At 71.2% G+C, this 12,490-nt stretch carries 8 protein-coding genes and 2 tRNA genes; 8 read left to right on the top strand and 2 right to left on the bottom strand.

The genetic code is table 11. The annotated features are described in order from the left end of the window. Nucleotides 1-20: 20 nt before the first annotated feature. The 6 genes from BS80_RS42475 to BS80_RS05280 all read left to right on the top strand — a co-directional run bounded on the left by BS80_RS42475 (nt 21) and on the right by BS80_RS05280 (nt 8,182). Entirely contained in the window at nt 21-752 is a 732-nt protein-coding gene (locus BS80_RS42475; RefSeq protein ID WP_035793726.1) for a hypothetical protein, read from the top strand. 155 nt (nt 753-907) lie between these two features. Further along, the gene (locus tag BS80_RS05300; protein ID WP_051966072.1) at nt 908-5,965 is read left to right on the top strand and encodes a hypothetical protein; all 5,058 of its coding nucleotides are present in this window, start codon (nt 908-910) and stop codon (nt 5,963-5,965) included. 236 nt (nt 5,966-6,201) lie between these two features. Further along, nucleotides 6,202-6,771 carry a GNAT family N-acetyltransferase gene (locus tag BS80_RS05295; protein WP_035793723.1) on the top strand — a complete coding sequence of 190 codons (570 nt, stop codon included), beginning with the start codon at nt 6,202-6,204 and terminating at the stop codon, nt 6,769-6,771. 179 nt (nt 6,772-6,950) lie between these two features. After that, complete coding sequence (locus tag BS80_RS05290) at nt 6,951-7,298, top strand: hypothetical protein (RefSeq protein WP_035793721.1); 348 nt, start codon at nt 6,951-6,953, stop codon at nt 7,296-7,298. 229 nt (nt 7,299-7,527) lie between these two features. After that, on the top strand, nt 7,528-8,040 hold the full coding sequence (locus BS80_RS05285) for a hypothetical protein (RefSeq protein WP_408607345.1): 513 nt from the start codon (nt 7,528-7,530) through the stop codon (nt 8,038-8,040). A 68-nt stretch (nt 8,041-8,108) separates the two neighbouring features. Continuing rightward, a tRNA-Lys gene (locus BS80_RS05280) sits at nt 8,109-8,182 on the top strand. A gap of 192 nt (nt 8,183-8,374) precedes the next feature. On the opposite strand, the gene pgi is transcribed toward BS80_RS05280, so the two are convergent. Together pgi and BS80_RS05270 are read right to left on the bottom strand one after the other, a co-directional pair. After that, complete coding sequence (gene pgi, locus BS80_RS05275) at nt 8,375-10,036, bottom strand: glucose-6-phosphate isomerase (RefSeq protein ID WP_035793719.1); 1,662 nt, start codon at nt 10,034-10,036, stop codon at nt 8,375-8,377. A 114-nt stretch (nt 10,037-10,150) separates the two neighbouring features. Next, entirely contained in the window at nt 10,151-11,731 is a 1,581-nt protein-coding gene (locus tag BS80_RS05270; protein WP_035793716.1) for a Na+/H+ antiporter, read from the bottom strand. Nucleotides 11,732-11,873: 142 nt separating this feature from the next. Here BS80_RS05270 and BS80_RS05265 point away from each other — a divergent pair. Next, a tRNA-Lys gene (locus BS80_RS05265) sits at nt 11,874-11,947 on the top strand. Between the two features lie 158 nt (nt 11,948-12,105). Beyond that, a complete protein-coding gene (locus BS80_RS05260; protein ID WP_051966118.1) occupies nt 12,106-12,474 on the top strand; it encodes an acyl carrier protein in 369 nt (122 codons plus the stop codon). Nucleotides 12,475-12,490 lie beyond the last annotated feature (16 nt).

Raw genomic sequence — 12,490 nt, 5'->3', positions numbered from 1 at the left:
ACCCTCGAACCGGAGCATGTATGGACGACACCTACGAGGCAGTGCCGGAGCCACCGCTGTCCCCACCGGGAACGACGCTCGCCACGTTGCGACCGCTGGCGAACGCGCTGAACGCCCTCGGCCACCCGGTCGCGGACATCCTCGACGACGTGACCGCCGGCATGGTCGAGCTGGCCTTCAACTCGCTGACCCCGAAGGAGCGGCAGCGGCTCCTGGGCAAGCTCGGCATCAAACTGGCCGCTCCCCGCCGGGCCGGCAAGGCACTGTGCCGCGACATGCTCTCCCGGATGCAGCGGGACACCCGCCAGCAGCGGTGCCACTGCGCCGTCAAGGCGCTGACGCACCGGGTGATGGGCGACGTGGGTGCTGCGGCGAACGCCGCCTCGGTGACCGTGGCAGACCCGGTGGCGCGCTGGGGCGACACCCTCGTCCGACTCGCCATGCTCTCCTGGTGCAGCGCCTCAGCAGCGGACGCGAGGGTCCTGGTCTGGGCTGCCGAGCGTGACTGGCTGGGCTACAAGGCGGAGCAATCGCTTCTGGAGGCCGTACGGGCCGCCGCCGATGATGTCATCGAGGCGACCCCCGGCTTCAGGTTGTTCGACCAGACGGACGCGCAGGTCCCCACCCACCGCGGGTTCGCCGAGCCCGCGGTGCCCTGTTCCCCCGAGGTGGCAGCCGAGCACCCCCCGGCGTCACGGACGGGCCCGCCTCCGGCGGCGCGCTCGACCTGGAAACCGCGCTCCAGGCACTGAAACTCGCCTTCCAGGCCGGCCGGGAGGCCTCCCAGGAGATTAAAACGGCGCTGGACGCCGGGTACTCACCTACCGAGCAGGACATCGGCGCGCTCACCGCGCTGGCCCACGCCTTCCGACAGGTCCGGGACGGTCTGGCCGAAGCAGGCCTGCCCTTGGTCTCCGAGCAGCTGGACAACCTGACCGAGACGGTGCGTTCGTATCTCGACGAACGTCGCCGCGACAACACGGCCCGCGCGGCCCTCCTTGAGCTTCTGACGGTCAGCTGCCCCAACGGAAGCCCTGCCGCCGGTGGGCTCGAAGCCGCCCAGGGACTGGCCCGCGCCATGCTCGACACGCCGTTTTGGGACAACGCCGAGCAGGCCGAGGCCGCAGCGCTCGGCGCTCTCGTCGCACTGGTCCGGCTCCGTGAGCAGCCGGACTCCCCGACCTCCCCGGCCGAGATCATGACCCGCCAACAGCAGATCGGCACCGCCCTGCCGACCTGTGCCGGTGCGGCCCTGCTGTACACGGAACTCTCCCTCCCCGCAGCGCCTGCTCTCCCTTCGTCGCCTCGCGTCCCCTGGCCGGCCGACGTGGCCCCGCACGCCCCCGGCACCCCGCACCGGGGTCCGGAACCGTCACCCGTCGCCTCGGTTGCGGCCGTCGTGTCGCCCAAGACCCCGTCGGCGGTGGCCGAGGCCGCAGCAGCCGCCGTCGAACAGCCCGCCGCATCGGTAGTCGTGGACCGCGCGAACGAGGCCGCGAGCGTGCTGCCGGTCGCGGTCCCGGAGGTCGAGCCCGCTGTCGCCCCCACCGCACCGGCGCCCCCCGACGCCGACGCCGAGGTGTCGACCGCCATCACCCGACTGGTCGCCGAGAGGCGGTTCGGTCTCGCCTTCCACCTGGCTCGGGCCGCCGGACGGCCCGAGCCGGAACAGGCCTCCCTGCGCCTCGCCGCCGCCGGTGCCGCCCTCAGGCCGGGAACCGTCGGCGGTCCGCAGGCGTTCGTCAAGGTGCTCCAGCACTGCGAGATCCTGGGGGCCAAGGCTCTCGAGAACTCCGAGTTGCTCGCGCTGCCGGCACTGCTCCGCGCCTCACTGTCCACCGGCGAGTACGCGGCCGGAGCTCAGCTGAAGGCCTTGGCCGCACGGCTGCCCGACGGCCTCGCCACACTTGCCATCGCGGTCGCGGATCCGACCCTCAGCAGCGCCCTGGCGCTTACCAAACCCCTGAGCGGGACGGCGGACGTGTCGGAGTCCGAGCGCTGGCTCGGCGACGTCGTCCAGCAGGGACGCGACCTGCTGAAACCCCCACGGCTCAGGTTCAACCGGGCCACCACCATCGCCAAGCGCTGGCTCGCTCCGGACGGCCTGCTCGGTTCGGTGCTCCACGCGCTGGTCGAGGACGCGCCGGAGGCCGAGTCGATGGCTCGGGAGATCGTCGACCAGCTGTCCCGGCTCACCGACATCCAGTCCGAGATCGACCGGATGGACCGCGGACTCCGCGCTTCGAGTAACCGGGCCTTGCAGGGCTCCGGGCGCCAGGACCTCGTCCACCTCGTCGAGCGGACCACGGACTGCGCCAAATCCTGGATGGACGTCACCGAGGCCATCAGGCGTGGCCGCACTACCGAGACCGACTGGGCCCGGCAGGAGACGGCAGCCATGCGGCAGACCCTGCTCGCCGGACGCCAGCAGGCTCTGGAGGACCTCGAGGCGCTCAGGGACCGTGCGCCCGGCTCACTGGCCTCGGCCTCCGCGTCGGCGGCCCACGCGTCGCTGGGCGCCCTGCTGGACGAGATCGAACAGGGCCCGGCCCGCCCGCAGAGCGTCCCCAGCCTCGACGCACACCAGATGATCGACGCCGAACTGCTCAAGATCCCCTTGGCCACTGGCGAACATCCGACAGTGCCCGCGCTGCTCGCGACCCTGGACCGGACCTGGGAGGAGGCCCTTGCTCTCCAGGAGGGCCAGGACGTCTTCAACGCCGCACACCGCATCCTCGACCTCGCGGAACAGGGCTCGCTGCCCGGCAATCCGTCCGTCTTCCCGCCCACACGGCGTATCGAGCTGTTCGAGGCCGAGGAGCGACGGCGCGAGACCCTGCTGACCCGGCACACCGACCTGATCGCCGAACTGCGGCGGGCGCAAGCCGACGGCGCTCTCACCGACGACCAGGACGTCAGCCTCCAAGAGCTCCTGGCCGATGCGCAGCCGCACGCCGAGGGTGGCGGCAACCGCGAGCTCATCCTGGTCCGACGCGCCCTGGACCAGGTGGCGGAGCTCCTCCCCCGATTCCGCGACGAGGCCGCCGACCGGCTGCGCTCCCGGCTGGACGCGCTCCCCGAGGTCAGCGACGAGGACCACGCGCAGGTGCTGCGCCACCTGGAGACCGACGGCCTGGCCACCGCCGCCGACCTCGTGTACTTCCTCGAACTCGGCGAGCCCGTGCCCGAGATCGTCTCAGGTGAGTCCCACCTTGCGGGCTTCTTCCCGTCCGTGCCGGACGGACTCGGCCGGGGGATCACCGCCGAGCTGATCGGATCGGTCCGCGACCGCAGCAAGCACCCGGACCTTCCCGCGCTCGACTACACCCGGCTGTCGGCGGACGAGGCCGCGCGCGCGGCCAAGGCACTGGAGACCTGGCAAGCGCTCGGTGCCACCCCGCCCAAGGGTCGGCGCAGCGCCGACCCCCAGGGCATGCTCCTGCCCGCGCTCAACCTTCTCGGCTACGAGGCCAAGCGGGCCGTTCCCCTGGATAACCTTCCGCGCAGCGTCGAGTACCGCTTCGCCGACGCCCTCGACATCGAGATCAACGGCCGCGCCTGGGCGCCCGCCTTCGGGTCCAGGATCCTCGAACAGGCCGGCCAGCTCCGGGTCCTGATGATCTGGGGACGACCGTCGGCGCAGCTGCTGCTTAGCCGGGTGGCCCAGGAGCCCAGCAAACAGAGCCTGCTGGTCGCCTACTTCGGCACCCTCGACAGCAAGGCACGGACCGAACTCGCCGCAGCCTCGGTGGACATCGCCCCGCTGATGGTCGTCGACGACGCTGCGCTCGCGTACCTCGCCGCCCAGGGCAACCGGCAGGTCAGCGTGGCGACCGAAACGCTCCTGCCGTTCTCGGGAGTGAACCCCTACCTCAGGGAGAAGCGCGGGCGCATCGGCCGCGAGATGTTCTACGGGCGCGACGCCGAGCGCAAGAGGATCCTCGACCCGGACGGAACGCAGATCATCTTCGGAGGACGCGGCCTCGGTAAATCGGCTCTGCTCAACGATGCCGGGGACCGGTTCGCCGAGCAGCAGCTGGACTACCACCAGAAGCTTTACCTCAACCTGGACCACCACAACATCGGCAAGGGCACGGCCCTGGGCGCCGAGACGATCTGGGGCGTGCTGGACCGCGAGTTGACGGACCACAAGGTACTGGAGAAGCCCCGCCGCAAGGCCGAGTCGGATCCCTACGAGCGGGTCCGCGCCGGCATCAAACAGTGGCTCGACGCCGAACCCCGCCGACGGCTGCTGATCCTGATGGACGAGTGCGACCGCTTCTTCGAAGCCGACGTGCCGCACTGCACCGAGACTCGACGGCTGCGTGGGCTCTGCACGGAGACGCCCGGCCGGATGAAGGTGGTCTTCGCCGGCCTGCACTCCGTCCAGCGCTTCACCCGGCTGGCCCGCAACGGGCCGTTCAGCCATCTCGCGCAGACGCCCACCGTCGTCGGTCCGCTCGCACCACAGTTCGCCGCCGACCTGCTCGTCGACCCGATGCGAGCCCTAGGCTTCGAGTTCGTCGACGTCGACCTGGTCAACCGGGTGGTGGGCTACTGCTCGTACCAGCCCTTCCTGCTGCAGATGTTCGGCAGCAGGCTGGTGGAGGTGATGCAGCAGCGGCGGAGCCGCGGCGACTCCGGTCGCCCGCCCTACGCCATCTCCGTTACCGACGTCGAGGCGGTCGAGTCGGACCCCTCGCTGCGGGCCGACATCACCGCGGCGTTCAAGGACACCCTCACCCTCGACGACCGGTACGACGTGATCGCGAACGTGCTCGCCCGCCACGCTCGGGACAACGGGCTGGAGACCCGCCTGAGCGACACCGAGCTCCGCGACGAGTGCGCGAGCTGGTGGTCCGACGGCTTCGCCGGTCTCGACAGCGAGGGCTTCCGCGCCTACCTGCAGGAGATGGTCGGTCTCGGCATCCTCGCACCGAACCACGACGGCCGCGGCTGGCACCTGCGCGGGCCGAACGCCCTCCGCATGATCGGTACCGCCCATGATGTGGAGAACCGGCTGCTCACCGCCGCCGCCGAGTGCGAGCTGGAAGAGACCATCGCCCTCGAAGGTCGGCCCGAGCTGCCCGACAAACGGACCGCTCCGCTGACCGTCACCCAGGTGGACGACCTCCTGGCCGGGCGCGTCAACCAGGCAAGGGTGGTCCTCGGCACGCCCGCCACCGGTATCGGTGATGTCGAGAGGACACTCCGGTCGGTCACCGACCGGGTCGGTGGCTGGAGCCTTCCTCCGATCGGACGCCCGTCCGTGTTCCGGCAAGCCCTCACCGACGGTCAGCCCGGCGCGCGACGAGTGATCGTGAGCGACCTGGCGACGAAGATGACCAGCGACGACACCTGCCGGGAGGCCGTGGATCTCGCCCGCACTCTCCTGCCGGAGCGGGCCGATGTCACCCGCGCGGTCGTCCTGGTTCTCGGCCTGCACCAGCTGCAGCTCTGGCGCGAGCTTCTGACCGATTCGGACAAGAGCGATTCGATCACGGTCTTCCTCCGCCGCCACGACCAGCGCAGCCTGCGGGCCTGGGCGCAACACACCGATCTCTTCACCACGGAGCGGGTGACCAGGCTGCTCGAACTGACCGGTGGCTGGCCTGCCCTGCTGGACCGGGCCATCAGCCTGCACAACAGCTCCGGCAACGAGGACGAGGCCCTGAACCGGCTTCGCGACGTCCTCCAGCAGAAGGCGTTCGTCGCGGAGTTCCTCGAGGACGCCGGGCTCACCGCGGATCCGCTGATCGCGGACGGCTACCGCGCCGTGGCCGAGGAGTTCGGCACCGAGTGGGCCACTGAGGCGGACATCCTCGCCGCGATCGAACTGTCCGGCCTGGACGTTCCGGATGCGGAGTGGGTCCTGACCTGTCTGAAGGCGCTCCAGACCTTCGACGGGGACAGTGGTCGGCTGCGACTGGAACCGGTGCTGCACGACTGCTGGTCGCGCGGTTGATAACGGTGCCCAACCTGTCGGGCCGCCGCCACCCGCAGCCCGACAGGTTGGGCACTCCTGCTGGACGGTGGGACGGTGCCGCTGACGCTCGGTGCCCGGTCGTCCGGCCTCGGCTCGGCCGGGGCGGGGTAAATCCGACTGCGCGGATACCCGGATTACCCGCAGAATGCTCGGCATGATCCTTCAACGTCGCGACCGCAGCCCGGACATCGCCACGCACTCGAAGGATCACTGCCATGAGCTACGCCATACGCGCATACACCTCCGCTGACGAGACCCCCTGGCTGCGCTGCCGGGTCCTCGCCTTCCTGGGCACCGCCTACTTCGACGACGTCTGGCAGGCCAAGCCCCGGATCGACGCCCCCGGCTTCGAGCTGGTGGCGACCGAGGAGAACGGGACCATCGTCGCGATCATGGACGTCACCCTGGAGGACGGGCTGGCGACCATCGACACGATCGCCGTCCACCCCGACCATCAGGGCCGGGGGATCGGGAGTGCCCTGCTCACCGAAGCCCGCGCCCGTACCGCAGCGCTGGGAGCGACGACGCTCGACGCCTGGACCCGGGACGACCCGGACACTCTGGGCTGGTACCGGAAGTCGGGGTTCGCCGAGAGCGACCACTACCTCCATGTCTACGCGAACTACTACACCCAGGCCGCGGAACCCGACCTCGCCATCGCCGAGCGCCGACCGGGCCTGCGGCCCATGATGGCGTTCCTGCACGCCAACCTGCGTGACGAGGCCGTACTGCGCAAGCAGTTCGCACGGGTCCACATCTGCCGCCGCTTCGCGCTGGACCTCTGAGCCCGGTACGTGTCGCTCCGCCGGTCCGGGGTCCGGACCGGCGGAGCGCAGGCCGGGCGCACGCCCCCCGGCGGGCGGGTGGGGGAAGCGCCCGCCCCTGCACCGTTCCCGTGGTGGGCGCCCGCGCGGGACAATGGACGACGGCCGAGTTCCGTTCCTCGTACCGAAGGTGCCTGCGCATGCCCGATCACCACGACACGCCCCGCCGACTGCGTCCCGCCCCGCTGCTCTTCGAGCCCGATGCGCTGGTGGCCGAGCCGGAGAGCTTCTTCCAGCTGGAGAGCCTCGAGGACCCGGTGGAACTGCTGCGCCGCTCGACGGAGTTGGCGCTCGCCTTCCGGGTCGCGGCCGAGCGCGCCACCGACTTCCAGGCGATCGCGGCGGCGCAGCTGGCCGACCCGCGCCGGTTCGACGCGCTCTCCCCCGCCGAGATCGCCGCCCGCGCCGACTGGACCGCCGACTACGCGGCGAAGATGGTCGACTACGGCCGTGGCCTGCAGCGCCAGCAGCGCGCCGGCGAACGCTGAGCGGTAGCCGGTCGGCGGCAGGGCGGCCGCTCCCGGTCCACTGGCATATGCAGCGGGCCAGCGTACGCCGCACGGGCGGGCGGTGTCCGGCGAACCGCACTTTCGCTGCCCCCGCCCGTCCGGCCGGAGCACGCTGCTGCGCGTGGACATCTGGACGTTTCAATCCGTGGAGTACCTGACCGTGGCCGGCGAGGCCTGGCTGGCCTCGGCGAGCGAGTACCCGCGCAGCATGCGCGCCCTGTGGGAGGCCCGGCCCTGGGCCCCGACCGTGCTGCCGTGCGGCCGGGTGTTCGACGTGATCAGCATGCCGGCGCTGTTCGGCCGCCGGGTCCTGGACGAGCTGTGGGCCTCCGGCCCCGGCTGCGGCCCGGTCGCCTCCTACCGGGGCAGGACCCTGCTGCTCGTCCAGCCGGGGGCGGCGCCCCGGCTGCGCACCCTGCTCGCCTGGGAGGAGTGGGCGCGGGACGTGCCGCCGCTGCTCTGCCACGGCCTCGGCGACGCGGTGACCGTCCCGCCCGTGCAGCGGCCGGCCGATCCGTCCGACGCGCCGGGCGCGGGGGTCGGCCGCTGGATCGTGGCCCCGGACACCAGCGAGCCCTGGCTGCCGGGGGCGGCCGTGGTGCTCTGGGCCTGCGTCCGCGCCGCCCGCGCCGCCGCCCACACCACCTCCGCCGCGCACCCCGAGTCCGCCGCGCGCCCGCGCACCCCGGCGGCCCGGCTGCGCCCGCTGCCCGGCAGCTGAGCTCCCGCCTGGCGGTATTCGATTTTGGCTCCGCCTCGGCCCGCTGCTAGAGTCCTCTCTGCCAGCAGGCGCCGCTAGCTCAGTTGGTTAGAGCAGCTGACTCTTAATCAGCGGGTCCGGGGTTCGAGTCCCTGGCGGCGCACAGACAACCGATAGGCCCGTCACTCCGGTGACGGGCCTATCGGCGTTCTCCCCCGCACCCCCAAGGCGGGTGGAAGCGAGTCGTGCGGTCGGTACTGGCCGCCTGGCGGACCACCCGCGGTCAGGCGATCCGGGCGTAGCGAACCGCCCCGGGCGCCTGACCGTAGGCGCCCGGGGCGGTTCGCCGGTCGGCTCAGCGGCCGCGCAGCTCGCGGTAGCGGGAGACCAGCGCGGCGGTGGAGCTGTCCAGCGCCTCGGTGCCCTCGCCGGTGAGCAGGACCGGCTCGATCCGCTTCGCCAGCACCTTGCCGAGCTCCACGCCCCACTGGTCGAAGGAGTCGATGTTCCAGATCGCGCCCTGCACGAACACCTTGTGCTCGTAGAGCGCGATCAACTGGCCGAGTACCGAGGGCGTCAGCTCGGAGGCCAGGATCACCGAGGTCGGGTGGTTGCCCTTGAACGTGCGGTGCGGCACCTGCGCGGCCGGCACGCCCTCGGCCACCACCTCGTCGGCCGTCTTGCCGAACGCGAAGGCCTGCGCCTGCGCGAAGAAGTTGGCCATCAGCAGGTCGTGCTGGCCCACCAGGCCCGGCAGCAGGTCGTCCACCGGCTTGGCGAAGCCGATCAGGTCGGCCGGGATGACCTTGGTGCCCTGGTGCAGCAGCTGGTAGTAGGCGTGCTGGCCGTTGGTGCCGGGGGTGCCCCAGACCACCGGGCCGGTCTGCCAGTCGACCGGCTTGCCGTCGCGCTGCACCGACTTGCCGTTGGACTCCATGTCCAGCTGCTGGAGGTAGGCGGTGAACTTCGACAGGTAGTGCGAGTACGGCAGCACCGCGTGCGACTGCGCGTCGAAGAACGCGCCGTACCAGACGCCGAGCAGGCCCAGCAGCATCGGGACGTTCTCCTCGACGGGAGCCGTCCGGAAGTGCTCGTCCACCAGCCGGAAGCCGGCCAGCATCTGCTCGAAGTTCTCCGGGCCGATCGCGATCATCAGCGACAGGCCGATCGCCGAGTCGTAGGAGTAGCGGCCGCCGACCCAGTCCCAGAACTCGAACATGTTGGCGACGTCGATGCCGAAGTCGGCCACGCCCTCGGCGTTCGTGGACAGCGCGACGAAGTGCTTGGCCACCGCGGCGGCGTCGGCGCGCAGGCCGGTGAGCAGCCAGTCCCGCGCCGAGGTGGCGTTGGTGATGGTCTCGATGGTGGTGAAGGTCTTGGAGGCGACGATGAAGAGCGTCTCGGCCGGGTCCAGACCGCGCAGGGCCTCGTGCAGGTCGGCGCCGTCCACGTTGGAGACGAAGCGGAAGCCCAGCTCGCGGTCGGAGAAGGCGCGCAGCGCCTCGTACGCCATCGCCGGGCCGAGGTCCGAGCCGCCGATGCCGATGTTGACGACGGTCCTGATCCGCTTGCCGGTGTGGCCCTTCCACTCGCCACTGCGCACCCGGTCGGCGAAGGCGGCCATCTTGTCCAGCACCGCGTGCACGGCCGGGACCACGTTCTCGCCGTCCACCTCGACCACCGCGCCGCGCGGGGCGCGCAGGGCGGTGTGCAGGACGGCGCGGTCCTCGGTGATGTTGATCTTCTCGCCGCGGAACATCGCGTCGCGCAGCTCGGCCACGCCGCGGGCCGCCGCGAGCTCGCGCAACAGTTCCAGCGTCTCGTCGGTGACCAGGTGCTTGGAGTAGTCCAGGTGCAGGTCGCCGACCTGCAGGGTGAGGCGGCTGCCACGCTGCGGGTCCGCGGCGAACATCTCGCGCAGGTGCAGCTCTCCGAGCTCCGCACGGTGCTTCCCGAGGGCGGCCCACTGCGGGCTGCGGTCCAGGGGGGTACGGCCGTTGGCGGGGTTCTCCGGCATCGGTTCTCTCCTCGATTCGGTAGGCGGCGCAGTGCCTGATCGTCTGCCCAGCCTACGGAACAGTCAGCGGCCGTCGTGCCAACCCGAGCTGACGACAGGACGACACTTCGCGCGTCACCTGCGGTCCGACCGCAGGTCCAGGCTGCGCAGCACCTGGTCGACGAGCTCCGGGTCGGTGCCCGGCCGGCCCCGCACCGCGAGCACCTCGCGGCGCGAGGCGGCCAGCAACTCCTGTTCCACCTCGCGCAGTCGGCGCACCTGCGCGACCCGTTCGCGGGCCTCGGCGGCCTCCTCCTCCTCGTACTGTTCGGGGCAGAGCCGGGCGAGGCGGTCGTGCTGGCGGGCCCGCAGCTTCTCCACCAGCTCGATCGGCAGCCGGTCCTCCTCCTCCAGCTCGGCGAGCCGGGCCAGCCCGGCCTTGGCCGCCTGCCACCAGAGCATCCGCTCCTGCTGCTCGCGCAGGTCCAGCCGGGCGTCGATGCCGAGCCGGTTCACCAGCCAGGGCAGCGAGAGTCCCTGCACCAGCAGGGTGAACAGGACGACGCAGAAGGCGATGAAGACGATCCGGTCACGCCCGGGGAACGGCTGACCGTGGTGGGTGGTCAGCGGGACGGCCAGCGCCAGGGCGACCGTGGCCACCCCGCGCATCCCGGACCACCAGAGCACCACGGTCTCCCGCCAGCTGATCGGGATGTCGTCCTCGCCGCGGCTGAGCCGCTTGGAGACCCAGGCGGCGGGCAGCAGCCAGATCAGCCGGACCAGCACCACGACGGCGATCACCAGCGCCGCGTCGCCGAGCATCGAGTGCCAGCCGGCCCCGACGTCCTTGAGCACGGTGGCCAGCTCCAGGCCGATCAGGCCGAAGGCGACCCCGGTGATCAGGATCTCGATGATCTCCCAGAAAGCGCCGCCGACCAGCCGGTAGCCGACGTCGTCGGCGTCGGCCGCGCGGTCGGCCAGGTAGAGCCCGCAGACCACCACCGCCAGGACGCCCGAGCCCTCGATCTCCTCGGCCAGCGTGTAGGCGGCGAACGGGACCAGCAGGTTGAGCGCGACCTGCTGGGTCGGGTCGTCCAGCATCCCGGCGAGCCGGGCGTTCAGCCAGCCCAGCGCGATGCCGACGGCCACCGCGACCACCGCGGAGAGCACGAAGCGCAGCAGCGCGTGCGGGACCGAGAAGTCCCCGCTGACCACCGCCTCGACGGCGAGCGAGTAGATCACGATCGCGGTGACGTCGTTGAACAGCCCCTCGCTCTCCAGCACCGCGACCAGCCGCCGCGGCAGCCCCACGCTGCCCGCCACCGCCACGGCCGCCACCGGGTCGGGTGGCGAGACCAGCGCGCCGAGCGCGACGGCGGCGGCGATGGGGGTGGCCGGCACCAGCGCGTGGAAGGCCACCGCGACCAGGGTGGTGGTGATCACCACCAGGGCCACCGCGAGCAGCAGGATCGAGCGGATGTTCGCCTTGAAGTAGTGCAGCGAGGCGCGCCGGGCCACCGCGAAGATCAGCGGCGGCAGCACCAGCGGCAGGATCAGTTCCGGGTCCAGCGAGATGTCCGGGATCCACGGGATCACCGCCATCGCGAGCCCCAGCAGGGTCATCAGCACCGGCTGCGGCATGCCGGTCCGTCGGGCCAGCGGCATGGTGACCACGGAGGCCAGCAGCACCAGGAAGAACAGCGACAGCTGACCCACAAGTGGTTCCTCTCCGGATGGCTGGAGGTCAGCCTAGGGAGCGGAATGCGCGGGGACGGGCGGACGCGCCGGGCCGCTGGGCCCCGCCGGACCCGATTGGAACTTCTGGCCGCTGACCAGGTAATGTTCTCTCCGTCAGCAGGCGCCGCTAGCTCAGTTGGTTAGAGCAGCTGACTCTTAATCAGCGGGTCCGGGGTTCGAGTCCCTGGCGGCGCACCGACAGCCGAAGGGCCCCTCGCATCAGCGAGGGGCCCTTCGGCGTATCCGGTCGCGGTTTGTGCATCAGCATCTCGTCAGTGGTCGGTCAGCCCCGGCTGGTTCTATCGGGCACGCCTGATGGAGAAAACCAACCTGTGACGGAGGCGGTCGTCGCCGTGCCTGAGACCACACCGATCATCGAACTGCTCCGTTCACTTCCCTGGTCCGAGCGCCGGGATGCCCTGGAGGGCGTCGTGGTGACGGAGTTCAAGAACATCCTGTTGATGGACGAGGACGAATACCTGTCGACGGACGAGAGCTACTTCCAGCTCGGGTTCACCTCGCTGCGGATCGTCGAGGTGAAGCAGCGGCTGGAGAGCCTGCTCGGCTTCGGCGTCAGCACGAACGTGCTGTTCAACAGCCCGACCATCGAGAAGCTCATGGACTACCTGACGGGCGAGGTGCTCGTCGACCTGTTCGACGCCGTCCCGGTCGCGGCCGCCGCAGGTGTCGCGGCCGCCGGAACCGAAACGGCCCTCGCCTGAGCCGTACCGCGCAGCG

The organism is Kitasatospora mediocidica KCTC 9733, from assembly GCF_000744225.1.
Classification (GTDB): domain Bacteria; phylum Actinomycetota; class Actinomycetes; order Streptomycetales; family Streptomycetaceae; genus Kitasatospora; species Kitasatospora mediocidica.
The sequence above is the reverse complement of the archived record's forward strand: the minus strand, read 5'-3'. Positions and strand labels throughout refer to the sequence as shown.

Coding starts and splice junctions, on each gene's coding strand:
- BS80_RS42475 (WP_035793726.1), top strand. CDS start 21: ATGGACGACACCTACGAGGCAGTGCCGGAGCCACCGCTGTCCCCACCG.
- BS80_RS05295 (WP_035793723.1), top strand. CDS start 6,202: ATGAGCTACGCCATACGCGCATACACCTCCGCTGACGAGACCCCCTGG.
- BS80_RS05290 (WP_035793721.1), top strand. CDS start 6,951: ATGCCCGATCACCACGACACGCCCCGCCGACTGCGTCCCGCCCCGCTG.
- BS80_RS05285 (WP_408607345.1), top strand. CDS start 7,528: ATGCGCGCCCTGTGGGAGGCCCGGCCCTGGGCCCCGACCGTGCTGCCG.
- pgi (WP_035793719.1), bottom strand. CDS start 10,036: ATGCCGGAGAACCCCGCCAACGGCCGTACCCCCCTGGACCGCAGCCCG.